Source organism: Micromonospora sp. LA-10 (assembly GCF_051853095.1).
Lineage (GTDB): Bacteria > Actinomycetota > Actinomycetes > Mycobacteriales > Micromonosporaceae > Micromonospora > Micromonospora echinospora_A.
In genome coordinates, this window is sequence record NZ_CP195710.1 from 3,218,429 (window position 1) to 3,243,899 (window position 25,471).

Consider the following 25,471-nt stretch of genomic DNA (forward strand, 5'->3'; position numbering starts at 1 on the left):
TGTACCGAACAACTCGCGCCGGCCCGTGGAGACGCACGGGCCGACGCCTGGATGCGGACTCGCAAGCGCGCGCCAACCCACCCCGGCGGACCAGCGATAACTCCCGTTCCCGCTGGCTGCGGGACCGGATCACTTGCTGACAACCCGGGTACTGTAGCCCTCCGGCGTGGCGAGGGTCACAGGCAGGGGGCACCGTGTCTCGATGATCTTCGTAACTGTGTTATGCGAAGAAATCTGATATATGGCGCCATCAACGCGACGAGGCCGCGCTCCCCGTGCGGGGAACGCGGCCTACGTGAACGGAAGGGGTCAGGCGCGTCCGGCCGGCCAGGTCATCCGGACCTCGGTGCCGACGCCCTCGTCGACCGGGCGGACCTGGAGGTCCTCCACGAAACCGGCGAGCAGCGCGAAGCCCACCCCGGTGGTGAGCGCGTCCTCGCTCAGCGACTCCTTGGCGAGCTCGTCCGGCCCGAGCGCGGCCAGGCCGAGGCCCGCCTCGATCGGCGCCCGGTCCACCACCCGGACCGTGTAGCCGCCGGTGTCGGACATCTCCACGTACACCGGGTCGGCCAGGCCGTACTGCCGGTGCAGCGCGACCGCCCGCGTGCACGCCTCACCGATGGCCAGGCGCACCTCGTCCAGCAGGTCCTCGCGTACGCCGGCCCGCCGCGCCACCGCGACGCCGACCAGGCGTGCGGTGCGCACGTGGACCGGGGCCGGAGAGAAGGAAAGCTTGACGGTGGCCATCACGCGCCGGTGGAGTCGGCGGCGATGGCCGCGTCGACCGTCGGATGCAGCGGGAAGACCTGGTCCAGGGCGGTGATCCGGAAGATCTTGAGCAGCGGCTCCTTGTCGCAGACCAGAGCGAACGAGCCGCCGGCCGAGCGCAGCCGCTTGAGCGCGCCGACCAGCACGCCCAGCCCGGTCGAGTCGAGGAAGTCCACCCGACCCAGGTCGACCACCACGCGGTGCGCCCCGCCGTCGATCAGCTCAAGAAGCCGTTCCCGCAGGCGGGGGGCGGTGTAGACGTCCACCTCTCCACCGACCTCGAGCACCGTGTGCTCCCCCACGGCGCGGGTCGCCAGCGACAGCTCCATCGGCCCCTCCTCGGTAAACTCTCCTGGGCATCTAACCATCCCCCGTGCAGCCCTCTCGGATCACCGGCCGCGCCCCTCCCTTACCCCCACCCCACGGTTCCCAATTCCGAACACCAGTGCGAGAGTGCAGGACGTGACCGACCACAGCCCCGGCCCGCGGCGTGCGCCGGGTGAGCTGCTGCGCCGGCTGCGGCTGCGTCACCCCACCGACCCGGTCACCCACGTCGAACGCGTCCCGGCCCGCGCCGGCGAGCCGGTCGGGTGGCCCGGCTGGGCGCCGGAGGAACTGCGGGCGGCGTTCGCGCGGCGCGGCGTCACCGCCCCGTGGCGGCACCAGGCCGAGGCCGCCGAGCTGGCGTACGCGGGCAGGCACGTCGTGGTCGCCACCGGCACGGCGTCCGGCAAGTCACTGGCGTACCAGTTGCCGGCACTGAGCACGCTGCTCGCCGACCCGCGCGCCACGGTGCTCTACCTGGCGCCGACCAAGGCGCTCGCCGCCGACCAGCTCCGCGCCGTCGCCGGTCTCGAACTCGACGGGGTACGCCCCGCCACCTACGACGGGGACACGCCGCGCGCCGAGCGGGAGTGGATCCGACGGCACTCCCGGTTCGTGCTGACCAACCCGGACATGCTGCACCACGGCATCCTGCCCGGCCACGCCCACTGGTCCGGGTTCCTGCGCCGGCTCGCGTACGTGGTGGTCGACGAGTGCCACACCTACCGTGGCGTGTTCGGCTCCCACGTCGCGCACGTGCTGCGGCGGTTGCGCCGGCAGTGCGCGCGCTTCGGGCGTACCCCCGTCTTCCTGCTGGCCTCGGCCACGTCGGGCGACCCGGCGACGGCGGCCGGGCGGCTCACCGGCCTGCCCGTCACCGCCATCACCGAGGACACCTCGCCGCGCGGCGGGGTGACGTTCGCGCTCTGGGAGCCGCCGCTGCTGCCCCCGAGCGACTCATCGGTCGACGCCGACCTCGTCCAGGTCCGGCGCTCCGCGCTGCGGGAGACCGCCGACCTGCTCGCCGACAGCGTGGTCGAGGGGGTACGCACGCTCGCGTTCGTGCGGTCCCGCCGGGGCGCCGAGGTGGTCGCCGCGAACGCCCGGCGGGCGCTGGACGAGGCGGTGCCCGGGCTGGGCGAGCGGGTCGCCGCCTACCGGGCCGGCTACCTGCGCGAGGAACGCCGCGAGCTGGAACGGGCGCTGCTGCACGGCGACCTGCTCGGGCTCGCCTCCACCAACGCGCTCGAACTCGGCGTCGACCTGGTCGGGCTGGACGCGGTGCTGATCTGCGGCTGGCCCGGCACCCGCGCGTCGCTCTGGCAGCAGGCCGGGCGGGCCGGGCGCTCCGGCGACGAGGCGCTCGCCGTGCTGGTGGCCCGCGACGACCCATTCGACACCTACCTGGTGCACCACCCGGAGGCGCTGTTCGGGCGGCCCGTCGAGGCGACAGTGCTCGACCCGGCCAACCCGTACGTGCTCGCGCCACAACTCGCCTGCGCCGCGCACGAGTCCCCGCTCACCCCCGCCGACCTGGACCTGTTCGGCGAGGGCGCGAAGGAGGCGGTGGACTCGCTGGTCGAGGCGGGTGCGCTGCGGCAGCGGCCCACCGGCTGGTACTGGCGGCACCGGGAACGCCCCGAGATCGACCTGCGCGGCGAGGGCGGCACCCCGGTGTGCGTGGTGGAGGAGTCCACCGGCCGGCTGCTCGGCACCGTCGACGGAGGATCGGCGCACTTCCTGCTGCACACCGGCGCGGTCTACCTGCACCAGGGCGTCTCGTACGTGGTCGACTCGCTCGACCTGGCCGACGGATGCGCGCTCGTGCACGCCGAGGAGCCGGACTGGTCCACCCACGCCCGCGACGTCACCTCGCTGTCGGTGGTGTCCGTCCGCTCGTACGTGGACGCCGGCCCGGTCGGCCTCTTCCTCGGCGAGGTCGACGTGACCAGCCAGGTCGTGTCGTACCAGCGGCGGCGCATCGCCACCGGCGAGGTGATCGACACCCGGCCGCTGGACCTGCCCGCGCGGGAGCTGCGCACGGTGGCGGTGTGGTTCACGCTCTCCCCCCAGTCGCTGACCGCCGCCGGAGTCGAGGCGGCCGACGTGCCGGGTGCGCTGCACGCCGCCGAGCACGCCGCCATCGGGCTGCTGCCGCTGATGGCGACCTGCGATCGCTGGGACATCGGTGGGCTCTCCACCGCCCTGCACCCGGACACCGAGGCGCCCACAGTCTTCGTCTACGACGGGCATCCCGGCGGGGCCGGTTTCGCCGAGCGGGCGTACGGCACCGCCGCCGCCTGGCTGCGCGCCACCCGGGACGCGATCGCCGAATGCGGGTGCGAGACCGGGTGCCCGTCGTGCGTCCAGTCCCCGAAGTGCGGAAACGGCAACAACCCGCTGGCCAAGGCGGAGGCGGTGAAGGTCCTCGACGTGGTGCTGGCGAACCTCCCGACGGTCGGCGGCGAGGCGGCGGTGGCCGGCCCGGAGGCGGTTGCCGGCCTGGAGGCGGGTGCCGGCCTGGAGGCGGTTGCCGGCCTGGAGGCGGGTGCCGGCCTGGAGGCGGGTGCCGGCCTGGAGGCGGGTGCCGGCCCGGAGGCGGGTGCCGGCCCGGAGGCGGGTGCCGGCCCGGAGGCGGGTGCCGGCCCGGAGGCGGGTGCCGGCCCGGAGGCGGGTGCCGGCCCGGAGGCGGGTGCCGGCCCGGAGGCGGGTGCCGGCCCGGAGGCGGGTGCCGGCCCGGAGGCGGGTGCCGGCCCGGAGGCGGGCGGCTCGGAGGCGGGCGGCTCGGGGCGCGGCGAGACGTTGCCCCGGCAGGGCGACCGGGTGACCCGCCCAGCTCAGGCCGCCGGTGGCCCACCCGCCTGACCGGCCAGTCCGCGCCGGGCGGGCGCTCGGGCTGCTGCCCGCCCGCCAGCTCGGGGAGGTTGCGGTATCGACAGGTGCTGGACCCCACCACTTCCCCAAACTGGTGTCGATCAAGCAGGTTCTGGCCGCTCCGCGCGGCCCGAGTGTCTGGCCGGCCGGACCGCGCCGGGCGGGCGCTCGGGCTGCTGTCCGCCCGCCAGTTCGGGGAGGTGGCGGTATTGGCAGGTGCTGGACCCCACTACTTCGCCGAGCTGGTGTGGATCAAGCTGGCTTGAGGGCTTCGCGGGCCTCAGGAGGTCTGGTGGGTGGGACGGGTGCATGAGGCTAGAGCACTTGGGGCATTGATGTATGGGAGCGCTTCCATGCATCATTTCCGGTAGCGCAGAGGTGACCCCAGACCCGTCCCGCCGGAGGTGCCGCCATGGCCGACACGATCGCCGAGACCGTCGAGCTGCTCTACACCATCGACCAGGAAAACCTCACCCCCGACCAGCAGATCGCGCTGGGCACCGCGCTGGCCACCCTCGCCCAGGCGGAGCGGCTGGAGCAGATCAACGAGCGCCTGCGCGGCATTCATCAGGTGCTGAACACCTGGGCGATGAAGGCCACGGTCGACGGCGGTCGCTGACCGTCCGTGGTCGTACGCCTTGTGGGGTGGGTGCCGGGAGCCGGAGGCCCCCGCGAGCGGTGATCCTGGCGCGAGTGGGGGCAAGCGGTGGCGGGCATGCTGTGCGAGACTCCGGCGACCCCTCGAAGGAGATCTGATGTCGCTCGACAATCTGCAGGCCCATAACCGGTTCATCGTCCGTCAGCGAATCCGGATGATGGTCAACCAGTACGAGGTGCACGCTGCGGCGCCCGACGGTTCCGAGGCCGGGCTGCTCGCGTTCGCGCAGCAGAAGCGGCTCGCCTTCAAGGAGCAGGTGACCATCTACACCGACGACTCCAAGCAGTACCCCCTTCTCGGCTTCAAGGCCCGGCAGCGGCTCGACCTCGGCGCCACCTACGACGTGACCGACCACGCCGGCAACCCGATCGGACTGTTCCGCAAGGACTTCGCGCAGTCGCTGCTGCGCTCGACGTGGCACGTCGAGCAGCCCGGGCTGCCGCCGGCCACCGGGCAGGAGCGCAGCCTGCCGGTCGCGCTGCTGCGCCGGTTCGTCGACTCGCTCTCCTGGCTGCCGTACCACTTCGACTTCATGGCCGGTGGCCAGCCGGTGTTCTCGGTCGACAAGAAGTGGGGCCTGCGCGACCGGTACGTCGTCGACATCCACCACCCGCAGATCGACCGTCGTCTGGTGATCGCGATGGCCGTCGGGCTGGACGCGCTCCAGTCCCGCTGACCCTCCACCACCTGCTCAACCCGCCGGCCGGAGCCGGGTGCGCCAGCGATTGACGCCCCGGGCTCCGGCCGCGTCAGCCTTCGGACGTCCCGCCCCGACTCGGCCGCGTCAGCCATCGGTACCCCGCTTGTGCGCGGCCGCCTCAACCATCGGCGTCCCCGCCCGCCCGCGTCAGCCATCGGCGCGCCACTCCGGCTCGGCCCCTCAGCCGTCGGCGTCTCGGGCCGGCCCGGCTCGGGACGTCGCGGTGGCGTACCGGGTCAGCCCGGGCAGCGGCTCGACACTTACCCGCGCCGTGACGATCAGGTCGAGCCCGTCGACCCGGCAGCCGGTCATCCGGCCGCCGTTGGCCGCCACCAGCTCGGCCGCGCGAGCACAAGCGCCCTCGACGCCGTCCAGCACCCGCCCGGCGCCGGCGAGCGCCCCGAAGTCCGCCGCACTGCGGGCCTGGTGCCGAGCGCACCGGGCGGCCCCGAGCGCGGCGCCGAACATCCCGACCAGCACGAACACCAGCCCGATCGCGAGCAGGCACACCGTGGCTCCGCCCCGCTCGGCGGCGGTTCGCCGCGACGGCCGGACGGCCGTCACGGCACCGGCCCCGGCGCGCCGGGTTCCACTGCTGCCGCAGCCTGGCCCGACACGCTGAGGCGCGGCAGCCGAGCACCGAACGTCCGGACCGGCGCCCGAACAGTCGCCGTGACCCGGTCGCCTGCCACAGTCACCGACACCTCGGCGCCGTCTGGGGCGTACCGGTGGCCGGCGACCGTGCCGGACTCGCCCCGGGCCGCGGCGAGCGCTGCCTCCCGGGCCGCGTCGACGCAGCCGACCCGGGTGCCCACCGCGTTCACCGCCGTCAGCCCCGCGACGAGCAGCAGCATGAGCGCCGGCAGGCCGGCCGCCAGTTCGGCGGTGAAGGAGCCCCGCTCGCAAGCGACCCACGAACGTCCCCGGCGGAGCAGGCGGACGAGAGCACGCGCGACCGCCCCGGCCCGGATGCCGGCAGCGCCGCGGATCGGGCCCGCTTCGGCCGGGATGCCCAGCGGGAGCGCCGGAGCGGGGAACCAGCGGCCGGCCCACCGGCGCCGGATCACTTCAGGGCCCGGTCGATGACGGCGGTCAGCGCGGACTGCACGTTGCCGGAGGTGAGCACCTTCAGCAGGATCCCGGCGAAGGCGACCGCAGCGAGCGTGCCGACGGCGTACTCGGCGGTGTTCATGCCGGCGTCACCCCGCAGGCGGGTGAGGAGTTTGCGCATGTCGTAGTCCCTTCTCGATGGTTCACAGCACGTCGCCGAGAACGGCGACGATCACCGGCACCAGACCGGCGAGAATGAAGGCGGGCAGGAAGCAGAGCCCGAGCGGCAGCACGATGAGCACGCCCGCGCGCCGGGCGGCAGCCTCGGCGGCGGTCGACCGTTCAGCGCGGAGATCGTCGGCGAGCCGGGTCAGCGCGCGAGCCAGCGCGGCGCCGCTGTTCGACGACCGGACCGCCGCCGTGACCACGGGTTCGGCCCCGGCCACGCAGCTCAGGTGTGCCCAGGCCTCGGTTGCCGTACCGCCCAGGCCCAGCGTGCGGCCCACCCGGCCGAGCCGGTCGGCGAGTGGGCCGCCGAGCGCCTCGGCGACCGCCAGCACCGAACGGTCGACCGGCGCGCCGGCCCGCAGCGCGGCGGCCAGCAGGTCCGCGGCCAGCGGCAGGTCGGCTGTCTCCCGCAGCCGTCGGTCCCGGGCGGCGCGCGGCTCGATCCGCCGCAGCAGACGATCGGCGGCGACACCGGCCAGCAGCCCGAGGGCCAGACCGCTCCAGCCGCCGACCACCACCGGCACGGCCAGCCCGGCCAGCGCCGCGCTTAGTCGTACCCGATCCGGCCACCACGGCGGGCGGGGTCGCCGTGGCGCCGGGGCGAGCCGGCGCAGCCGCCGGGCCGGGCGGACCGCCGGAGCGGCGACGGCCAGGAGGGACGCGGCGCCACCGAGGCACAGGGCCGCCAGCACCTGGCGGGCCATCAGGCGACCCGTCCGGGTGTGACGCCGAGCCGCTCCGCCCAGAGCAGCCCGCCCACCTGCAACGCGACGGCCGCCAGCGCGCTGCCGCCACCCACTGGCGTGTGCAGGAGCACCGCCACCGGGTCCACCCCGATGCCGTAGCCCAGACCGATCCCGCCCAGGGGCAGCGCGGCGAGCAGCCAGGCGGTCGCCCGGGCTCCGGCGGCCTGGGCGGCGGCAGCGGCGAGCCCTCGGTCGGCGGCGCGGGCGTCGGCCTCGATCCGTTCCAGCAGGTCGGCCAGGGGCGCCCCGGTGCGGTCGGCCAGCTTTCCGGCGGCCCGGGCGAGTCGCGCGACCCGGCCCGGCCCGTCGTCGAGGTCGGCCGGCAGCCCGGCCCGCAGGTCGGCGGCAACAGCGGCCAGCCGGTCGAGGTCGCGGCGGTGCGCGAGGGCGGCCGCCCGGTGGGTACGCCGACGCAGCACCGCCCGGGCGGCGAGGACGGCGTAGGTGGCCAGCGCCAGGGCCGCCACCGGACCGCCGAGCAGCGCCCCGGACACCGCGCCGAGCAGCGCCGCCACCGGTAGCGCGCGTCGGAGAGTGAACAGTGGAGGCGTCGGCGGACCGGCCGATCGGTCGCCGTCCACCGCGAGCGTCGCCGGGCCGAGACCGACCCACTGCCGGACCCGATGCGCCAGCGCGGCAGCAGGGCCGAGGTCCGCCCACTGCCCTGCCCGGTCAGCCGGCGCGGACGCAGACCCAGGGCCGCCCCACTGCCCTGCACGATGCGCCGGCGCGGGAGCAGGGCCGACGCCAGCCCATTGCCGTGCCCGGTCGGGAGCGGGCCCGAGGCCGGCCCATCGACGTTCCGGGTGCTCGGTTCCGGGCCGACGTGGTTCCCGAGCGCGGCCCGGCGGCCGCCCGGACGACTGGGGCCCGGCGTCGAGCGGACGGCGCGCGCCCCTTCCCCGCTGGGCCGGGCCACTGCCCAGGACCGCCAGCCGCCGGGCGCGACCCGCGCGCACCGGCCAGGCGACGGCCGCCGCCGCGACCGCGAGGAGCAGAGCCACCAGGCCGAGCCGGGCGGTCACGACGGCTCCGCCCCGGACACCTGGAGGATCGGCGGCACCGACACACCCCGCTGTCGCAGCAGGGCGCCGAGCGCACGGGCCGCCGGACCGGGGCCTCGCCCTCGTGCCCAGGCCGGCACCACAGTCACCACACGGTCGGGGCCGTCGGGCAGCAGCAGGCCGATGGAGTCCAGCACCCGACCCTCGCCGGTCCGGCGGAGCTGGAGGACGACCTGCAACGCGGCGGCGACCTGCGCGTGCAGCGCGAGGCGGGGCAGACCGCCGAGCATCCCGAGCGCTTCCAACCGGGCCGGGACGTCTGCCGGAGCGTTGGCGTGCAGCGTCCCCGCCCCGCCGTCGTGGCCGGTGTTCAACGCGGCGAGCAGGTCCACCACCTCGGCGCCCCGGCACTCGCCCACGACCAGCCGGTCCGGCCGCATCCGTAGCGCCTGTCGCACCAGGTCGCCGAGCCCGACGGCACCGGCGCCCTCCACGTTCGCGGTACGCGCCTGCAACCCGATCACGTGCGGGTGCACCGGCCGCAGTTCGGCGGCGTCCTCCACCAGCACGATCCGCTCGGTGCCGGGCACCAGCCCGAGCAGCGTGTTGAGCAGTGTCGTCTTGCCGGAGCCGGTGCCGCCGCTGACCAGGTACGCGAGGCGGGCGGCCACCACCGCGGCGAGCAGCGGGGCGACCGGCCGGGCGACGGTGCCCCGATCCACCAGCTCGTCGAGGGTGAACGGCCGCTGCCGGAAGGTACGCAGCGACAGGTACGGCCCGTCGGTCGCCACCGGGGGCAGTACGGCGTGCAGCCGGGTGCCGTCGGGCAGCCGTGCGTCGGCGTACGGCGCGGCGTCGTCCAGCCGGCGACCGGCAGCGGCGGTGAGGCGCTGCGCCAACCGGCGTACGTCGTCGAGCGTGCCCAGCGGTACCGCCACCTGACGCAGCCCCCGCCCCCTGTCGACCCAGACGCGTACCCCGTTCACCAGCACGTCGGTGACCTGCGGATCGGCGAGCAGCGGCGCGAGCGGACCGGCGCCGATCAGGTCGTCGTGGACTCGGTCGGCGATCCTCAGCAGCGTGGTGTCGCCGAGCACCGCGGTCGCCGGTTCGGCGCGTACGGCCGAGACGATCGCCGCCGGCGTGACCGGCGTCGCCTCGGCGGCGAACCGGTGCCGGACCCGGACGGCCAGCTCGCCGGGGTCGGCCGGCCCGGTCATGCCGCACCCGCCGCCGACGACCCGACCATCTCGTCCACGAGCCGCTGGCACAGGACGGCGAGCGGGCCCTTGCCGCTCGCGCCCGGCGCCTCGCCCCGCTCCAGCCCTCGGCACAGCCCTGGCTCGGGCCGCAGCGTGCCGGCGAGCGGCAGGCCCAGCGCCCTCGACACCTCGGCCGCGCGGAGCCGGCCGGGTGCCGGGCCGCGCACGATCACCGACAGGTCGACGCAGTGCGGCGCGGCGACGGCGGCGACCCGGGCCGCCGCGGCTGCCGCCCGCAGCTCGGCCGGTACGACGAGCAGCGCGCGGTCGGCGGCCTGGAGCGCGATCACCGCCGCGTCGTCGAGGTGCCGAGGCAGGTCGAGCACGACCAGGTCCCGCCCTCGACGTCCGGCGTCGACGGTGGCGGCCATCGCCTCGGCCGGCAGGTGCCGCAGGTCCCCGCGATCCCAGGAGAGCACCACCAGGTCGCCCCGGCTGGGCAGCGCGCGGACCAGCGACGGCGGGTCGACGCGCCCGTCCGTGCCGGCCAGCTCGGGCCAGCGCAACCCGTCGAGCTGCTCCCAGCCGAGCACGAGATCGAGACCGCCGCCGAGCGGGTCGGCGTCCACCAGCAGCGTCCGCAGGCGCGAGCGGGCCGCGGTGACGGCGAGCCCGCCGGCCAGCACGCTGGCCCCGGCGCCACCCCGCCCGCCGAGCACCGCCACCACCCGCCCCGACGCCGGGCCCGCCGGGCCGGCCCCGCATTCGGCGAACCGGTCGATCAGCCAGGGCTCGGCGGCCGGCAGCGTCGCGACGTGCTCCGCGCCGATCAGCTCAGCCAACTCCGTACCCGGATCGAGCTCTCCGGAGCGACCGACCAGGACGGTGCGGGCGCGGCGGGGAAGGCGTGCCCGCAGGCAGGCCGCCGCCTGGTCGGCGCCGACCAGCACCAGCGGCGCCGGCGCCCAGCGGGCCCGGGCGGCCGCCGGGTCGGCGGCCAGTTCGACCTCGGTGCCACCGGCCGCCGCGAGCCGCAGCAGCTCGTCGAGAAGGTCGCCGTCGGAGGTGACGAGCAGAGGCAGACGACGGTACGGCGGGAGCGGGGTGCGGGGCGGCATGGCGGCCTCCATCGGTCGGACTCGGACGTGCCCGGCAGCCTGCCCGGTCGACGAGCCGAACGAAGGAGATGACCGTTCGCCTGTGGACGACGGAGTGGGATGTGGACAGACCTCGGCGACCGAGTGGATCTGCTATGTGCCAAAGGACGGACTGAGCGCACGGTCAGCCATTGACTACAGGGATGATCAGTAACGGATAATCGGGGACCCGTCGCCGCTCTATGGACGGCACCGGCTTGCGGATTCGAGGCCATGACCGACTCATCGCACCCCCTCGCGATTCCCCCACCTCCACGTCACGCGCTGCCCGACGGGCCGACCGGCGGCGAGGCCTGGCTGCGTGATCCTTCACCGACAGCGCTCGCCGCGATCGCGGTCGGGCTCGTGGTCGTGGTGCTCGCCAGCATCGTCAGCGCCTTCGCGACGCCCCGCCGTCCCGACCTTCCGCCACCGATCGAGGGTCAGGCGATCCTGGCCTCCCCGCCGCTGCCCGCGCCGGCCACTGAGGCGCCGACCGCGTCCTGGTCGCCGCCGCCGGTGTCGCTCTCCAGCCGCTCCGTCCTGCCCACCCGGACGGCCGCGCCGACCCGAGCCGCCGCTCCGACCAGCCGGGCGGCGTCGCCGAAGCCCTCACGTCCCAGGCCGAAACCGCCTGTCATCGGTCCCGGCGAGCTCAGCCCGCTGCCGCCGTCACGCGAACGGGCGCTGCGCTCACACGGCGGCGGACCGGAGACGTTCATCGACTTCGTCAACACCCGGCGGGCGCCCGTCACCGTCTACTGGCTCAACTACGAGGGCCGGCGCCAGCGGTACGCGCTGCTCGAACCCGGGAAGTCCTACCGGCAGCAGACGTACGTCGGCCATCCCTGGGTGGTCACCGACGAGCGCGGCGGCGCGCTGGTGTGTTTCGAGCCGGCCGGGCGCCCGATGCGCGCGGTGATCCGCTGATCCATTCCGGCGGCAACTCGCTTGCCGTCCGGGCCCTGCGGCTGCGACGCTCCGGCGGTGATCGACAGGCCCGGCGTCGACGAACGGCTGCTCGCGGCCGAGGTGGCCGCCGCCTGGTCCCTGGACGTCGCCGACCTCGTGTTCCTGCCGGTCGGGCTCGACGGGAACGCCTGGGCGTACCGGGCGGACACGACCGACGGTCGGCGGTACTTCCTGAAGCTGCGCCGCGGCGAGTTCACCCGGGCCGCCGTCGCGCTGCCCGGTTTCCTTCGCGCGCAGGGACTCCGGCAGGTCGTCGCGCCGATCGACCTTCCGGACGGCGGGGCCGTCCACAGCTTCGAGGGCTACCGGCTGCTGCTCTACCCGTTCCGCGAGGGCGGCAGTCTGTGGGCTCGCGGTCTCACCGACCGCCAGTGGATCGCGTACGGCGAGTTCCTGGGCCGGCTGCACGAGGTCACGCCGAGCGCCGAACTCGCCGCTGTCCTGCCGGTGGAGACCTACCGGTCGACAGCGGGCGAGCGGCTGCGAACCCTCGGCGAGCAGGCCGCGGCGAGCGACGCCCTCGGCGCGTTCTGGAAGCGGTACGGCGTCGCGCTGCACCGGTTGGCGGACACGGTGGACGACCTGGCCTCCGGTGTGACGCGCGCTCGGCACGTCATCGCCCACGCCGACATCCACCCGGGCAACCTGATCGCCGACGGTGACGGTCCGCTGCATGTGGTGGACTGGGACGCGCCGATGCTCGCGCCGCGCGAGCGGGACCTGATGTTCGTCCACAGCCAGGACTTCGGCGACCACCCGATCGACGCGCACCGGGCCGAGCTCTTCCGGCGAGGCTACGGACCGGCGGAGCCGGATCAGAGGTTGCTGAGTTACTACCGCGGCGAGCGCCACCTGGACGACGTCGCGGAATTCCTTCGCAGCATCCTGAGCGCCGGAGCCAGTCCGGAGTCCCGGGCCAACGACCTGCACTGGCTCACCCGTATAGCCGAGGCCGTCGCCGACCCCGGCTACGCACCCTGAACCCGCTGCGGCACGTTCGCCGGGGATCCGTGCGCTGCCTCAGGCGCCAGGCCTTCGCGCGGCTGAACAGCTACTCTGGCCGCCCCTGCCTGACAACTGACGTTGCGAGGTGACGTGCACGAGAGCCCTCGTCCACAGGATTGGACGGTCCGAGGTCTCCCCCTGCCCACCACGCTGGTCACCCTGCTGGAACAGGACCGGTGGCGGCACCCCGGAGACCACGTGTTCCAGAGCGTCATGCCGTGGTTCGAATACCCACTGATGTTCCCCGCCAGCCTTGACTCGATGCGGTTCGAGAACAACGCCCTGGACCTCTTCGCCGACGACGCCCCCTTGTCGGAGTTGTTTCGAGTGATCCGTGGCAGCCGCATGGATCGTCCGGTCGGTCTGCCGTGGCTCGACGCCGATCGTGCGGTGTTCATCGCGGTCAACCGATTCCCCGGCGACGACGTCGCCCTCGCGCTCGACTACCGCACCGGCGTCGTCGACCCGAGAGTCGTCGCCAGTGACTTCTGGACCGACCCCAGCCGATGCTCCTGGCGGCTGGTGGCGCACAGGTTCACGCAACTCCTCACGGCGCTCGGCCTCACCTGACCTGCTGGCCCGCCCGTCGGCGGATCAGGAACTGATCTCGTACATCGTTCCGTCCGGTCCCATGCGGTACATCCGCGGCGGTCCCATGGTCTGTAATGCCTCCGCATATGCGGCCTCACGGGCGGCCTGTTCCTCGCCGGACGGATCGGTCACGCGGAACCCGTGCAGAGGCACGTCGTCGGGGTCGATGTCGTCGGGGGACGGACGGCCCTCGATGACAAAGCCGAACAGCGCACGCAACGCTTCCTCGCCGAGGTCGAGGGGATGGAACGGCAACGGGTACGGGCCCTGGGCGTGCCAGCCCGGGACCGGCTCGACGGGATGCTCACCGGCCCAGTACGGCAACTCGAAGTCGTACGGCTCGCCGATGTTCTCCTGGATGCCGCCGTCGGACGACAGGCTCAGCGACCTGACCAGCACGCCGTCCTCCCACACCGCGAAGCCGAGCCAGTCCACCGCCGAGTGCATCCCGTGCATGACGATTCGCCGACCCGCTCCGGCCAGGCGCAGGTGCTCCGGCAGCTCGGACGGGCGGTCGAGCATGAGCCGTCGGTCGCAGTACAGCTCCGCCCCGGCCAGCACGGTGGCGTACATGACGTCGTCCGGCGGGTAGACGCCGTCGAGCAGCGTGTCGTCCTCGGCGGGCACGACGACGTAGCCGGGGTGGACTCGACGCACCAACGCCTCGGCTTCGGCTCGCTCCGATCGCCCGGCACCACGCAGCGCCGGACGAATGTCGCCGTCGGAAAACGCCAGCAGTGCTGTTTTCGCGCCCATGTCGTTCCTCCCCGTACCCCAGAAAGCCGCCTCGGACGATCATGTCGGCCTGATGGTCTGCCACAGGCCCCTGAGACCGATCTGCAACCAGGCCGGAGTCCGGGCATCGCGGGCAGCCGTCGGATTCTCCGCGTCTGATACCGGGGAGTGACCTGGACGACCACGGGGAGGGACTGTGACGTGCGGCGGAACGCTCACGCGCAAAGGGACGACCCCCGTCGGGGGGATGCGGTACCAGGCCGTCGGTTCGTGCCAGCGGATGAGGCACTACGTCAACGGGCAGGCGGCGATCCTCGTCCGTTGATGTTCCAGCCTGACCCGCATCAAGGTTCGCGCTGCCTTCTTGCTGCCTCGCTACTTGACGTTCCGCGTAAGGCTCCGTCTGCCTCGTCCCACGTTGGCCCTGCCCCTACGGAGACGGTTCGGTTAACCGGTCGTGCCGCGACGCGTCCTCGCCCGGGCCCGTGTCGTACAGCCGACATCGCTCTAGGCGGTAGAGCCAGGCAAGATGCCCTGGTGAAGATGCCTGCTCTGAGAACCCGAGACCTGCTCGTCGGTTGCATTGCGCTGAGCAGCGCCGGTCTCGCCTTCGGCCTCTTCGCCCTCATCGGCCATCGAGCCATTAATTGGGGATCATTCCCAGACTGGCTGGCGGGCATAGGCACAACGACGGCTACGATCCTGTTCGCAGTCGGCTGGCAGCGGGAGGCCTGGCTCCGCCGGCAGGATCACGAGCGGCAGGCTGCCATGGCGATCCGGCAGTTGCTGTTGGACATTGAGCACCTGTACGACGCCGATCTAGAACAGGATGGCTCCCTCGCGTCCGAAAGTCGCAACCAGGAGGTTCGTCTCCTTCGGGAGATCCAGGCACACACGGCGGCCGCGCCAAGGTCGCTACGTGAGCGGCTGTACCAGCTCACGAGGTTCTACAGCAGCGGCGCCATCAACACCTTCGAAGGCGACCGCGACTGGACCATCGCCCGCAACTGCAATCGGTACGGTCTTGCTCTTGTCGCTGCCTACGTGCAAGGTAGACCCGCTCCCGCACCGCCCGCCTTCGTCGCCGCCTATGAGGCCGCCCTGGCCGAACAAGAGGCAATCTATGAGGAAATCGACCGCGAGGAGCGTGAGAAGCGGGAGCGCCGCAGGCGAAGCTCCGGCACCGCTACCGCGAAGGAGCCTGGCGAAGAGGACATGCCGGGCGATCAGCGCTAACGTCCAGTCGCGCCCGCCCTAAGCCTGACGACTCGCTTACAAGCTCTGTGCGTCGCGTCCGCACGCGTCCGGCAACGGCTGCACGCTCGGGCATCGTCCATGCCAGCGCTCGTCGGTGCGCTGCCGTCCGGCGCCGTTGCTGTCGGCGTTGCTGTCGACAGCCGTTCCGCCCGGCACGCTTTCCAATTCTGCTCGGCGCTATACGCGCATGATCGGGTCGGTTCGCCACCTAGGCCAACTCGACCGGCCGCTCGTCTACGGTCGCCCACGCACGGGTGCGAACGAGACGACAAGTGAGACGAAGGCAGGGACGAGGCCCGCTCACCTTGATCTAAAGGTCGCCCCCTTGCCTGCTGCCTGGAGGGTTGCCCCTCACCCCCCTGCCACGCTGCGTCACAGACAGTGAAGTGAGGAAGAACACGTCGAACCCGTCCTGTAAAAGCCGGGGTTCCTCCAGCTAAGGGCCGATCCACCTAATGACGATGCCCAAGGTGGGCGTCGCAGGACCAGTTGGAGGCGGCCAATGGCAGCTATAAGTAAGAACAAGAGCAACCGACCACGCAGGCGTCAGCCTCGGGGGGAGGACTGGAGGCTGACGCTTCTCGGGATCGTGGTTCGACTCGTGGACATCGTGGTGCATCTCTTCGTCTAGTAGCAGCGGGTGCGGTGGTTGGCCATGGGCTAGCCACCGCACGCTCAACCCCTAGCCCGCCCTCCGTACTGGTCCTCGGCCGTCTCCTTGCCTTGGCACGAGACGCATAGCAGACGGAGGCGGTGGTGAAGGTCAGGTCGCTGGACACTGCCTTGCAAAGGCGGCTCGATGCATCAGCCGCTCCTCGATCAGTGTCGGCCAGTGCCGTTGGCGTCAGGGATCTTGCTGTCCGATGCCAGCGCTTATCGGTTGTTGACGCACGTCTCGCTGACTTCTTGCTGACGGCAGCTCTCTTGTGGGGCGTTAAGCGTGACCCCCGGGTCACCATCTGGCCGAGCGGAAGTCGAACGTGCACGGGGTCCCGGCCTGCTCAGAGCGCGCCCGGTGCTGTTCCCTCAGCACGAACCGACGATACGGCGCGCTCGGATCACAGTCCCGCTGCTCCAGATACTCCATTGCGGCCGCCTCCCACCCCGCGTCGTACCTTCCGCGACCCGCAAGCTCCAGTTCGCCGAGGAACCCATTGCATGTAGAGCAGAGAAGTCCTCGCACACACCGGCCACAGGTACGTTTCCCACCGACGCAGCAGACATGGTCATGGTCTACCGATAGCGGAGCTGGCTGGTCGTTGCGCCAGTTTGCGCCGCCGCAGATCGCGCAGACGCCGCCCTGAGCGTGCAGCGGCCGCTGGTAGTCGGCCGCAGTCAGCCGATACCGGACAAGGCATCTAGCTGGAACCTTGAACGAGCATATCTGGGCAGGCCAGGACTGCTCGAAAGGGCGAATGGCCGGCAGGCTCCGAACCGCCTCTCGACCATTAAGCAAGCCGTGACACCGCTTAACATGGCTTTCTAGATGTTCGACTTCCGTCGGTTACAGTCGGCGCACAGCATCTGGCAATTGGCGCCCTCGGTCTTGCCGCCCAGCGACCAGGGCGTGATGTGGTCCGCGTGCATCTCCCCGATCTCGAAGTGCTCCCGGCATTTGACGCAGATGCCGCCCTGCCGCTCGTACGCCTCCGTCCGCATCGCGTCGTCGAAAGCACGGATGTTGAGCACCCGTTCGTCCCCAGAGAGCACGAACTCGTAGACGCCCGCCTTCTTGGTCACGTCAACATCCGCGAGCAGCACTTTGACCCGCTGCTCCAACTCGACGGCGTCCCAGGTCTTGGATCCGAAACGGTCGTAGAGATCGGGCCAGTTAACTTGGAGCAGTTGCGGTCGAACCTTTGGGAACGTGGCCTTTGCCCAGTCCACCACATCGCGGAACCGCTTCCACAGTTCGAGGGCGTTCTGGTCGTTGCGGTGGTCGTTCATGTAGCCGCAGATCGCCTCGTCGCCCCGCCCTGCGATCCAGATCAGTGCCTTCTCCAAGAGGGCCTGGGCCTTCACGTCACCGGGTTTGACGTAGTCCTTGCCGTACTTGTGCGCAGCTTGGTTCTCCCGGGAGAAATACCGCTTGGCGTCGGTAAGCCATGGGCCGGTGTATACGGCATTGCGCAATTCCTGCGCTTCCAGTTTTAGGCCGGCGATGTTGATAACCCGGAACCATTCCAACTTCTCGTCCTCGGTGCCGCTGCACTTGTAGACCATCAGCTGGTAGTTGAGGATCTTATTCCTGTCGTCTATGGACAAGCTGTCGAAGTTCTTCGGGAACGGCCAGGATGGGTCGGTGATGGAGAAGTTGCCCTCGATGAACTCGCAGATCGACAGGGTACGCTGCTGTCCATCCAGCATTTCGTAGGTCGGCTCGCCGTCACTGTCACCGCTGACCGACCAGTAAAAGACGTTTAGCGGGAACCCCTTCAGGACCGTCCGGATGACGGCCTGCTGCTGCTCGACGTTGTAACGAAAAAGCCGTTGGTACTTCGGACGGATATCCAGCCGGCCATCTAGGCCGAAAACGCCGTTCTCCTCCGTGTCGACGTACCCCGACACGACCGCCCGGACCGGGACCCGGTGGAGGTCGATCTGCATCGTGCTCAAGAGGTCGCTCCGATCCGACGAATGAAGACACGGCGGTAGGTACCCTTCACCGGGTACCCGACGTCGAAGTAGGTCCCGGGCCCGAACGACTCGGCTCTCAGAACGCAACGGAGTGCCCCGGTGTTGGACCTGCTCCTCACGCCATCGACAACCTTCACCTTGCGGCCGTAGGTCTTGGTCGCAGGGAAGCCGTCGTCGTCGTTCCCGAGGATCTCGAACTGGTCCGGGTTGTACTTGTCCAGGAAAGTAATCGGCACGCCCATGGCGCCCTCCCAGTCCTCCGGGATATCCGCGACTCTCGACACCTCGATAGCGTCGTAATTGTCGTAATGGGGGTATTTCTCGGGCGTGTACCGCTCCGTGAGGATCAGGTTTTCATGGCGCTTGGCGTGGTCCAGGTTTGTGAACCAGTAAATCCGGCCCATGCTGAAGTACTGGACGCCATCGACGACCTTCTTGCGCGACTCGGTGGCGATGTTGTAGTCGTCCGGCACGCGGAACCACTTGGTTCCACCGTTGTCGTTGCCGATCCACAGCTTGTTGTGCTTGAGGAGGGTGAAGATCTGCGGGTAGGTGATGGCGTTCTGGTCGCCGAGGATGAGGAACTGCTTTCCGTGGTCGATCAACGTGGCGACGTATTCCCGGAACAGGCTGAACGGCGGGTTGGTGACCACGATGTCGGCCTCGTCCAGCAGCGCCAGGCACTCGCGGCTTCGAAAGTCTCCATCGCCGTTGAGCGCCGTCAAGACGTTTGCGTCGTGCGTGAGCAGGTGTTCCACGTCCGACAGGTCGATGGCGCCATCGTTGTTAGCGTCGGGGATCTCAGTGATCTCGACCTTGTAGGGGCGTCGTGCCTCGGCCTCCTCGTCGGTCATGCCCTCAAGGTCGAACAAAGAGATCTGCTCGCCTTGCACGGGCGACCCGGAGTAGCACGAAGCGATGAGCTTCTTGATGCCCAGGCGGCGGAAGTTCATGACGAAGTACTTGAAGAAGTTGGACTCGAACGGGTCGTCACAGTTGCACAGGACGACCTTGCCCTTGAAGTGGGGCCGGTAGTGGCGGAGCTCGGCCTCGATGTCAGGCAACTGGGTATAAAACTCGTCATTCCGGTTCATCCTCGCGCTGGTGAGGCCTGATGAGTTATTGCCGCGGGGCGTCATCGATGTCTCACTCACGTCCGCAACCCTACTGGCGGGCCGGCACGTGCGCCTCGGCCGCCTCACCGAGAACTTCCACGATGAGGACTCTGCCGAGCTCTCGGACGGGCCAAAGGCGAGGAGCAGGCGTACTGCGCCCAGCGTCGCAGCTCGGCTTTGAGCTGGCTTCTTGAAGTAGTCACGTCAAGTACGACTTGACGGATGGCTCGCCCGCACAAGACAGGGCGGCGGCGCGACGAGGCCGTGGTGGGGATGCGGCGCGAGCATCACGGGCAGGCCCCCCGCCTGCCGGCAACGCCGGCCCGAGGGGTCGCAGAGGCTCCGGGGTCAAGGGCGGCCCGTAGGGCCGTCGCGTAGCGACGCGAAGCGCCCTTGAGGTCGGAGGGGCGGCCCCGCATCCTTCGCGCCGCATCCCCACCACGGCCAGCGGTAACTCGCCCTACGGCGCGGCGGTGCGACGGCCGCCGCGCCCCGGCCGGCTGCCGGCCAACGAAGCTCAACCACTCTCGACGCTGCCGTCTGCGGGCGGCCCCGGGCTTCCCGCCCTCCGCGCCAGCCGCCGGGCATCAGGCGTGACGGCCGCAGAGGGACAGCGGCAGCGGCCGGCACGCGCCCAGGCGGCGGCGCGTGCGGCCCGTTCAGGGCCGCCTTGAAGACGTACAGAAACTTTGAACCACATCGCCGGCAGCCCGGCCGGCCCTACCTAGAAGGCTGTGCCCCTGGCATGCGCCGCTGGCGGTCATGCGGCGTCGACCTACACAGGGCATCTGATGCAAGAATGACGATGTGGAAGCTGGCCCCGACCTCACCGCGGAGTGGTGGACGACCTCTGATGTAGCTGCGTACCTGGGTGTCAAGGTGGCGACGGTCAGCAACTACCGGAAGCGGGGTCAGATGCCGGAGCCCGACGCGACGGTTGGGCGTACTCACATGTGGCGCCCGAAGCGGGTCGTCGAGTGGCATGAGAGTCGGCCGCGTCCTGGTGTCGGCGGTAGACCTGTCCGGGAATCCGCCGAGGGCAACCCTGATGGAGTCAGCTCGCGCTGAGGGTCCGGACCTCGTCGAGGTACGAGACTGCCTCCGGCTCCGTCGGGTATCGATCCCGGAGCAGCGTCGCCAGTTCCTTGGAGCACATCAGCAGCGACGGCAGGGACTTGCGATCTCCATTCAAGGCCCGACGCCCGTACGACACCGCCTGGTCGAGATCCCCGCTGCGCGCCGCCACGACGCCGAGCGTGATCCGGGCTTCAGCGTTGCGCATGGGCTTGCGCTCGGTCCCGTCCGGGTCCGTAGACGAACGGATGACCTCACGGGCGTACATCTCCGCGAGACGGTCCTCACCGGCGATGCGGTAGCAGTCCATCGCGTAGAAGTCGAACTTCGCCGGGTCCACCACGAAATGGTGATCGGTGTCCTCCGGGTACGGCAGCGATTCCAGCAAGGATCGACCCTTGTCCAGCGCCGTTTCGACCTGCCGCCTGTCGCCGAGCCGTGCCCAAGCCTTAGCGCGTTGCGCCGTCAACTGGACCGCCGCCCCGTCGTGCGCTGCTACTGCTTCGCCGGCCTCGGCGGCTGCGATCACGCCTCGATAATCGCCCTGGGTAAGCGCGTACCACGCTCGCATCTCGTATGCCCAGCCAGAGATGGCGGCGTTCCCCGCTTCGTCGCCCAACGTCAAGGCAGCCTTACGGGTGCCTTCAGCGATTCGGCGTAGCCCCATGTCGTACTCCACGCAGCCGACGAGAAGCGCGACCCATCCTGCGAGGCTCAATACCTCTTGGTGCTGGGCAAGAGTCAGCCGACGGTCCATCAGGGCGGTGATTCGGCGGAGCCAAGCCCGGCCCTCTACTCGTAGCTGTTCCGAGGCCATGTAGGGGTACTCGCAGCAGAGGCGATCAGCGGTGATTCGGAGCGCTTCGAGCGTCGCTGCCGAGACGTCGGAGCTACGGAGGCGAGCGAGGATCTCGACCGTCTCCATGCCGGTGCCTGCGATCAGCGCCGCGTCAGCCTCTTGAGGCGTCGCAGGTGGGAAGAAAGCGGCGGTGACGGTGCCGAACGTCTTCGCTATCAGGGCCTTGTAGAAGCCGTCAGGCTCGGAGCTTCCCGCCTCCCACCGCTTCCAATTCCGCAGCAGGGTGCTATCGGTCGGAAGCTGTTCGGTGGCGTGCACCCGCATCGCTCGGACGGCTTCTCCCTGTGACCATCCTCGGGCAGTGCGTTCAGCCCTGAGCCTGGTAGCCCAGACGGGGCGGTCGAGGTCAGCAGCTACGTCAGCCATACGGCCAGTATCGCCCCATCGCGGGGGGCATGGCGAGGGGACTTAGACCTGTCACCAGAGTGACACCTGTCGTTCTATCGCAGCGAAAGAGATTGTTGTGTGTGCCAGCGAAACGCCGAAAAGATTCCGGCAAGAGTCTGGCAGAGTACCAACTGAGTTGGTACTTTGACGGCAGGGCAGTCATCCAACAGGGATGCGCCTAGACACAGGAGGTCTGTTGTGAAGCTGTACGTGGACACCAAGGGCAAGCAGGTGACGGTGTCGAAGGACCCGGAGCCGAAGAACGACCAGAACGGCAACCAGCGGTCGGAGAAGGGAACGGGCCGGCTCATGTGGGCGACCCAGGTCATCGTGCTCGACGAGACCGGCGGTGAGGTCATCAGCATCACGACGGCGGGAGAGAAGCCGGGTGTGATGGTGGGGCAGCTCATCGAGGTCGAGCAGTTGGAGGCCATTCCGTGGGCGACCAACGGGCGCAACGGCGTCGCGTTCCGTGCGATCTCGCTGAAGCCGAAGGCTGGTTCGGCGGCCAAGTAGTCCTTCGCACAGCGTGCTGTGTGAAGCCTGGTGGTGTCTGACCTCCAGCGGCCTGAGGTCCGCTGATCGAGCCAAGTGAACAAGCAGTCCGAGGACGGCTCCGGCGTCCAACGTTCTCGGCCTGGTGACCACGACCGGTGGTCACATCCCGCGAGAAATGGCGCGGGGTCGGTACCGGCGTCCAAACCTGCCGACCCCGTGCCCTCCAACTCATCCGACCCAACTCGCGATTGGGAGGGATTCGTCGTGTCCAAGTCTAGCCCTCGCCGCTCCTTCGGACGGAAGTCCAGCGGCACCATCACCGTGATCGAGGCCAGAGTTCACCGGTCCTCGGCACGGAACGCCCGGTTGGCGTTCATCCTCACGGCGGTCATCGTCGGCCTTCTGTCGGCCGTGGTGGCCGCTTCCTCCATCCACCCCATCCTCGCCGTCTTCGTCGGCGCGCTGATCGGGGTTCCCCTCGGTGGCCTGGCCTGGCTGCTCGTGCGGATCTGGCCGGTGCTGCGGCTGCTGTGGTGGTGGACTCCCGAGATCGGGATCACCACGCTTCTCGGCGTCTGCTGGGTGCAGCTGGTCAACCACACTTCGACCCTGGTCACCCTGCTGGTGGTCGCCCTGGTCGTGGGTGTCCCCGCCGCCGTGCCGGTGTCCCGCCGGTTCCTGGCCGCCTGGACCTGGTGCCTCGTGGTGCGGCACCGGCTGCGCGTGTGCTTCGCGCAGTTCATCATCGCCAACCAGTCCGGCAGCCTGCCCCTCATCCTCTGGGCACGTCCCACACCCGTCGGCGAACGGGTCTGGGTCTACCTGCGCCCCGGCCTGTCCCTGGCCGACCTGGAAGGCCGCCTCGACCGGATCGCCGTGGCCTGCCACGCCTCCACCGCCCTGATCGAGCGGGCCTCCGACCGTAACGCCGCCTACCTGCGGTTCGACATCAAACGCCGCGAGGTTCTGACCGCTCAGGTCGGTTCCCCGCTCGTCGACGTCATCGACCTCGACACCCCGGCAACCGAGCGGATCCCGGCCACCGTGCCCACCGCCCTGGACCTGCCCGACATCGACGCCCCGACCGTCACCCTGCCCACCCAGCAGGGCAGACCGGCCGCCAAGAAGCCGCCGGCCACCACCGCCAACGGCAGCAAGCCCGCGGCTGCGTCCTCGGCTGTCGAGGACGACGTCTCCGACTGGATCTGACCTTCACCCAACCCGGTCGCGGAGAGCCCATGCGGCTCGTTCGTGTGGCTCTCCGCGCCCACACCTCGCCCAAGGAGGGCACCTCATGACCACCACACCCGCCCCGACCTCGGGGGTTCCGGTGGGGCCTGGCCTGTCGATGTTCGACCCCATCTTCGTCGGCATCGACGAGTTCGGTCACCCCGTCTACATCACCCTCGCCTACCGCAACCTGCTCGCCGGAGGCGAACCCGGCGGAGGCAAGTCCGGTCTGCTCAACACGATCGCCGCCCACGCCGCCCTCAGCGTGGACTCCCGGCTCGTGCTGCTCGACGGCAAGCTCGTCGAACTCGGCCAGTGGGAGGACTGCGCCGACGCGTTCATCGGCCCCGACATCACCGCCGCCCTCGACATCCTCCGCCGCCTCCAGCTGGTGATGAACAACCGCTACGCCTGGCTGCGCGCCCACGGCCGCCGCAAAGTGACCGCCGCCGACGGCCTGTCCGTCATCACCGTCCTCGTCGACGAAATCGCCTACTACTCCGCCACCGTCGGTTCGAAGCAGGAGCAGGAAGAGTTCGTGGCTCTGCTCCGCGACCTGGTCGCCCGTGGCCGGGCTGCCGGTATCCCGGTGGTGGCCGCGACGCAGCGGCCCAGCTTCGACATCATCCCCACCTCGCTGCGGGACCTGTTCGGCTACCGGGCCGCGTTCCGGTGCACGACTCCGAACACCTCCAACATTGTGCTCGGGCACGGCTGGGCCGAGCAGGGCTACTCGGCCACCGACATCGCCCCCACCAACCAGGGCGCCGCCTACCTCATCGCCGAAGGCGGCACCCCCAAGCGCATCAAAGTCGCCTACCTCACCGACACCCAGATCGCCGGGATCGCCGACTACGCGGCATGGATTCGCCGACCCCGGCCGTTACCGGCGCTGATCCCGGATCTGACCCGGGTGGATTTCGAGGTGGCGGCATGACCACCCGTGAGCAGGCATACGCGAAGGCCAACCAGCAGCGTGCCTCCCGGTACGTCGAGATCTGGATCGTTGCCCAGCCTGCGGAGATCGCCTCGATGGTTCAGGTCGCCTCGGCCAGCGGCCGACTCGTCTACCTCGGCCCACCCCACCCGGTGGGCGGCGACGACACCCGCCAGCGCCGCTACCTGCGGCTGCGCACCCGATAAATCGGCCGACAGGACCAGGACCTCGCCTGGCAGCAGAGCTGGTCCTGCCGACCTCCCACCAAGCCCTTTTGAAAGGACGTGGCTGCCATGAAGGCTACCCACACCCCACCCACCGCAGTTCAGGTCACACCCGCTGACCTGCTGCGGATGGCTGCCCTCTACCTGCGCCGGCACGGCTGGCACCAGGGCACCTACTACGCACCCACCACCGACACCCCCACCCCGGCGGCCTGCGCCGTCGGGGCCATCGGCATGGCCTGCGCGGGACACCCGGTCAAGCACTTCTCCGATCTCAGCACCGACGACCGGTCCGCCTACCTCGACGCGATCGCGGCCCTGACCGACTACCTCGACCAGCACTACCCCATCCACCTCGTCGACGACGACGGCTACTGGCTCGACGAGCACACCTCCCCCTACTCCTGGAACGACGACCCGGCCTGCACCGCAGAGCACGTCATCGCCGCCCTCGAAGGCGCGGCAAAGCAGTGGGACCGCCTCCACACCCAGGGAGGCCAGACGCGATGAACACCGTCAAGAAGCCCTTGACGCCGCGCATCCCGGTACAGCGTCGCCGGGACGTCGTCGAGAACGACGCCTTCGCCGCCTTCGCCCGGCGCATCATCCGCGCCCACGGCCGCCGCGTCGCCACTGGCGACGTCGAAGCCCTCCGCGACCTCGTCGCCCTGTCGTCGGTCATCGACGACGCCATCGGTGAGGCCGTCGTGGGCCTGCGCCAGTTCGGCTACTCCTGGGCCGAGATCGGTCAGCGTCTCGGAATCTCCCGCCAAGCCGCCCAGCAGCGCTGGGGAGGCCAGTCATGACCGACCTGCGTTCTCCCGAGCTGGAGCAGCTCGCCGACCGCACCAGCATCCGGGTCGAGTTCTACGACCCGACCGGAACCCGCTACGGGTTCCCCACCTTCCCCTTCCACACCGCGCCTGCGGGCCTGGCCACCCGCCGACAGTTGCGCGCCGCAGGCCTTCGCCCCGGCGGGCACGACCCCGTCGCCCAGATCCTCTGGCGACACCGCACCCACCGCCGGGTCGCCTACCTCTACCGCCTCGACTGGGCCAAGCCGAAGCGGATCGCCACCCCCGCGCAGCGGGAGGCCATCGCCAAAGCCCTGCTCGCTCGGCGCACCTGCCGCGACTGCGGCCAGATCAAGCCCTACTACATCCCCCGTCGCTACGGCTGCTGCCTCGACTGCCACGGAGGCCACTGATGGCTGTCCTGATCACCTTCGCCGTCGTCCTGCTCATCGGCATCGCCCTGGCC

General features: G+C 70.7%; 30 protein-coding genes. 16 read left to right on the forward strand and 14 right to left on the reverse strand.

Annotation, left to right across the window (positions count from 1 at the left end):
• Positions 1-309 precede the first annotated feature (309 nt).
• Both ACSDG8_RS15145 and ACSDG8_RS15150 read right to left on the reverse strand, forming a co-directional pair.
• Positions 310-747: an ATP-binding protein gene (locus ACSDG8_RS15145; protein ID WP_043327241.1), complete on the reverse strand. Its 438-nt coding sequence runs from the start codon at positions 745-747 to the stop codon at positions 310-312.
• On the reverse strand, positions 747-1,097 hold the full coding sequence (locus tag ACSDG8_RS15150; RefSeq protein WP_210892824.1) for an STAS domain-containing protein: 351 nt from the start codon (positions 1,095-1,097) through the stop codon (positions 747-749). The genes ACSDG8_RS15145 and ACSDG8_RS15150 overlap by 1 nt, the downstream gene beginning before the upstream one ends.
• A gap of 133 nt (positions 1,098-1,230) precedes the next feature.
• Here ACSDG8_RS15150 and ACSDG8_RS15155 point away from each other — a divergent pair, with 133 nt between their 5' ends.
• The 4 genes from ACSDG8_RS15155 to ACSDG8_RS15170 all read left to right on the forward strand — a co-directional run bounded on the left by ACSDG8_RS15155 (position 1,231) and on the right by ACSDG8_RS15170 (position 5,300).
• Entirely contained in the window at positions 1,231-3,957 is a 2,727-nt protein-coding gene (locus tag ACSDG8_RS15155) for a DEAD/DEAH box helicase (protein WP_439427997.1), read from the forward strand.
• A gap of 143 nt (positions 3,958-4,100) precedes the next feature.
• Positions 4,101-4,232, forward strand: a complete 132-nt coding sequence (locus tag ACSDG8_RS15160; RefSeq protein ID WP_439427998.1) for a hypothetical protein — start codon at positions 4,101-4,103, stop codon at positions 4,230-4,232.
• A 146-nt stretch (positions 4,233-4,378) separates the two neighbouring features.
• On the forward strand, positions 4,379-4,585 hold the full coding sequence (locus ACSDG8_RS15165; RefSeq protein ID WP_073826232.1) for a hypothetical protein: 207 nt from the start codon (positions 4,379-4,381) through the stop codon (positions 4,583-4,585).
• 136 nt (positions 4,586-4,721) lie between these two features.
• A complete protein-coding gene (locus ACSDG8_RS15170; protein ID WP_184681327.1) occupies positions 4,722-5,300 on the forward strand; it encodes a hypothetical protein in 579 nt (192 codons plus the stop codon).
• Between the two features lie 204 nt (positions 5,301-5,504).
• Here the strand turns inward: ACSDG8_RS15170 and ACSDG8_RS15175 are convergent, their stop codons facing one another.
• The 7 genes from ACSDG8_RS15175 to ssd form a co-directional block, all read right to left on the reverse strand.
• Positions 5,505-5,888: an Rv3654c family TadE-like protein gene (locus ACSDG8_RS15175; RefSeq protein WP_439427999.1), complete on the reverse strand. Its 384-nt coding sequence runs from the start codon at positions 5,886-5,888 to the stop codon at positions 5,505-5,507.
• Positions 5,885-6,295, reverse strand: a complete 411-nt coding sequence (locus ACSDG8_RS15180) for a TadE family type IV pilus minor pilin (protein ID WP_439428050.1) — start codon at positions 6,293-6,295, stop codon at positions 5,885-5,887. The genes ACSDG8_RS15175 and ACSDG8_RS15180 overlap by 4 nt, the downstream gene beginning before the upstream one ends.
• Before the next feature lie 92 nt (positions 6,296-6,387).
• Complete coding sequence (locus ACSDG8_RS15185) at positions 6,388-6,555, reverse strand: DUF4244 domain-containing protein (RefSeq protein WP_013283643.1); 168 nt, start codon at positions 6,553-6,555, stop codon at positions 6,388-6,390.
• A gap of 22 nt (positions 6,556-6,577) precedes the next feature.
• Positions 6,578-7,306 (reverse strand): type II secretion system F family protein, encoded by a 729-nt coding sequence (locus ACSDG8_RS15190; RefSeq protein ID WP_210892819.1) that lies wholly within the window; start codon positions 7,304-7,306, stop codon positions 6,578-6,580.
• The gene (locus tag ACSDG8_RS15195) at positions 7,306-8,373 is read right to left on the reverse strand and encodes a hypothetical protein (RefSeq protein WP_439428000.1); all 1,068 of its coding nucleotides are present in this window, start codon (positions 8,371-8,373) and stop codon (positions 7,306-7,308) included. Before ACSDG8_RS15195 ends, ACSDG8_RS15190 begins: the two co-directional genes overlap by 1 nt.
• A complete protein-coding gene (locus tag ACSDG8_RS15200) occupies positions 8,370-9,572 on the reverse strand; it encodes a TadA family conjugal transfer-associated ATPase (protein WP_210892817.1) in 1,203 nt (400 codons plus the stop codon). The genes ACSDG8_RS15195 and ACSDG8_RS15200 overlap by 4 nt, the downstream gene beginning before the upstream one ends.
• Positions 9,569-10,672, reverse strand: coding sequence for a septum site-determining protein Ssd (ssd, locus tag ACSDG8_RS15205; RefSeq protein ID WP_210892815.1), 1,104 nt, complete (start codon positions 10,670-10,672; stop codon positions 9,569-9,571). The genes ACSDG8_RS15200 and ssd overlap by 4 nt, the downstream gene beginning before the upstream one ends.
• A 252-nt stretch (positions 10,673-10,924) precedes the next feature.
• Here ssd and ACSDG8_RS15210 point away from each other — a divergent pair, with 252 nt between their 5' ends.
• From ACSDG8_RS15210 to ACSDG8_RS15220, 3 genes are all read left to right on the forward strand, one after another.
• Positions 10,925-11,620 carry a hypothetical protein gene (locus ACSDG8_RS15210; protein ID WP_439428001.1) on the forward strand — a complete coding sequence of 232 codons (696 nt, stop codon included), beginning with the start codon at positions 10,925-10,927 and terminating at the stop codon, positions 11,618-11,620.
• A 57-nt stretch (positions 11,621-11,677) separates the two neighbouring features.
• On the forward strand, positions 11,678-12,643 hold the full coding sequence (locus tag ACSDG8_RS15215; protein WP_439428002.1) for a phosphotransferase enzyme family protein: 966 nt from the start codon (positions 11,678-11,680) through the stop codon (positions 12,641-12,643).
• Positions 12,644-12,865: 222 nt separating this feature from the next.
• Positions 12,866-13,237: a hypothetical protein gene (locus tag ACSDG8_RS15220; RefSeq protein WP_307856132.1), complete on the forward strand. Its 372-nt coding sequence runs from the start codon at positions 12,866-12,868 to the stop codon at positions 13,235-13,237.
• Positions 13,238-13,261: 24 nt separating this feature from the next.
• Here the strand turns inward: ACSDG8_RS15220 and ACSDG8_RS15225 are convergent, their stop codons facing one another.
• Positions 13,262-14,014: a DUF6928 family protein gene (locus ACSDG8_RS15225; RefSeq protein ID WP_439428003.1), complete on the reverse strand. Its 753-nt coding sequence runs from the start codon at positions 14,012-14,014 to the stop codon at positions 13,262-13,264.
• 516 nt (positions 14,015-14,530) lie between these two features.
• Here ACSDG8_RS15225 and ACSDG8_RS15230 point away from each other — a divergent pair.
• Positions 14,531-15,229, forward strand: a complete 699-nt coding sequence (locus ACSDG8_RS15230) for a hypothetical protein (protein WP_439428004.1) — start codon at positions 14,531-14,533, stop codon at positions 15,227-15,229.
• 973 nt (positions 15,230-16,202) lie between these two features.
• Here the strand turns inward: ACSDG8_RS15230 and ACSDG8_RS15235 are convergent.
• Genes ACSDG8_RS15235 through ACSDG8_RS15245 form a run of 3 tightly spaced genes read right to left on the reverse strand, consistent with a single transcriptional unit; the run spans position 16,203 to position 19,041 of the window.
• Positions 16,203-16,706, reverse strand: coding sequence for an endonuclease domain-containing protein (locus ACSDG8_RS15235; protein ID WP_439428005.1), 504 nt, complete (start codon positions 16,704-16,706; stop codon positions 16,203-16,205).
• 26 nt (positions 16,707-16,732) lie between these two features.
• A complete protein-coding gene (locus tag ACSDG8_RS15240; RefSeq protein WP_439428051.1) occupies positions 16,733-17,857 on the reverse strand; it encodes an HNH endonuclease family protein in 1,125 nt (374 codons plus the stop codon).
• A gap of 5 nt (positions 17,858-17,862) precedes the next feature.
• Positions 17,863-19,041 (reverse strand): adenine-specific methyltransferase EcoRI family protein, encoded by a 1,179-nt coding sequence (locus ACSDG8_RS15245; protein ID WP_439428006.1) that lies wholly within the window; start codon positions 19,039-19,041, stop codon positions 17,863-17,865.
• An 840-nt stretch (positions 19,042-19,881) separates the two neighbouring features.
• On the opposite strand from ACSDG8_RS15245, the gene ACSDG8_RS15250 reads away from it, so the two are divergent.
• Positions 19,882-20,070, forward strand: coding sequence for a hypothetical protein (locus ACSDG8_RS15250; RefSeq protein WP_439428007.1), 189 nt, complete (start codon positions 19,882-19,884; stop codon positions 20,068-20,070).
• Here the strand turns inward: ACSDG8_RS15250 and ACSDG8_RS15255 are convergent.
• Positions 20,057-21,199 carry an XRE family transcriptional regulator gene (locus ACSDG8_RS15255; protein ID WP_439428008.1) on the reverse strand — a complete coding sequence of 381 codons (1,143 nt, stop codon included), beginning with the start codon at positions 21,197-21,199 and terminating at the stop codon, positions 20,057-20,059. The two genes, ACSDG8_RS15250 and ACSDG8_RS15255, sit on opposite strands and share 14 nt — an antisense overlap.
• A 321-nt stretch (positions 21,200-21,520) precedes the next feature.
• Between ACSDG8_RS15255 and ACSDG8_RS15260 the strand changes: the two genes are divergently transcribed.
• The 7 genes from ACSDG8_RS15260 (at position 21,521) to ACSDG8_RS15290 (ending at position 25,418) form a co-directional block, all read left to right on the forward strand.
• A complete protein-coding gene (locus tag ACSDG8_RS15260) occupies positions 21,521-21,838 on the forward strand; it encodes a hypothetical protein (RefSeq protein ID WP_030274472.1) in 318 nt (105 codons plus the stop codon).
• 297 nt (positions 21,839-22,135) lie between these two features.
• Entirely contained in the window at positions 22,136-23,029 is an 894-nt protein-coding gene (locus ACSDG8_RS15265) for a hypothetical protein (RefSeq protein ID WP_439428052.1), read from the forward strand.
• 85 nt (positions 23,030-23,114) lie between these two features.
• On the forward strand, positions 23,115-23,987 hold the full coding sequence (locus ACSDG8_RS15270; RefSeq protein ID WP_439428009.1) for an FtsK/SpoIIIE domain-containing protein: 873 nt from the start codon (positions 23,115-23,117) through the stop codon (positions 23,985-23,987).
• Positions 23,984-24,193, forward strand: coding sequence for a hypothetical protein (locus tag ACSDG8_RS15275; protein WP_439428010.1), 210 nt, complete (start codon positions 23,984-23,986; stop codon positions 24,191-24,193). Before ACSDG8_RS15270 ends, ACSDG8_RS15275 begins: the two co-directional genes overlap by 4 nt.
• Before the next feature lie 87 nt (positions 24,194-24,280).
• A complete protein-coding gene (locus tag ACSDG8_RS15280; RefSeq protein WP_439428011.1) occupies positions 24,281-24,721 on the forward strand; it encodes a DUF6197 family protein in 441 nt (146 codons plus the stop codon).
• Positions 24,718-25,017: a hypothetical protein gene (locus ACSDG8_RS15285; protein ID WP_174535052.1), complete on the forward strand. Its 300-nt coding sequence runs from the start codon at positions 24,718-24,720 to the stop codon at positions 25,015-25,017. The genes ACSDG8_RS15280 and ACSDG8_RS15285 overlap by 4 nt, the downstream gene beginning before the upstream one ends.
• Entirely contained in the window at positions 25,014-25,418 is a 405-nt protein-coding gene (locus ACSDG8_RS15290; protein WP_439428012.1) for an RRQRL motif-containing zinc-binding protein, read from the forward strand. Before ACSDG8_RS15285 ends, ACSDG8_RS15290 begins: the two co-directional genes overlap by 4 nt.
• Positions 25,419-25,471: the final 53 nt, after the last annotated feature.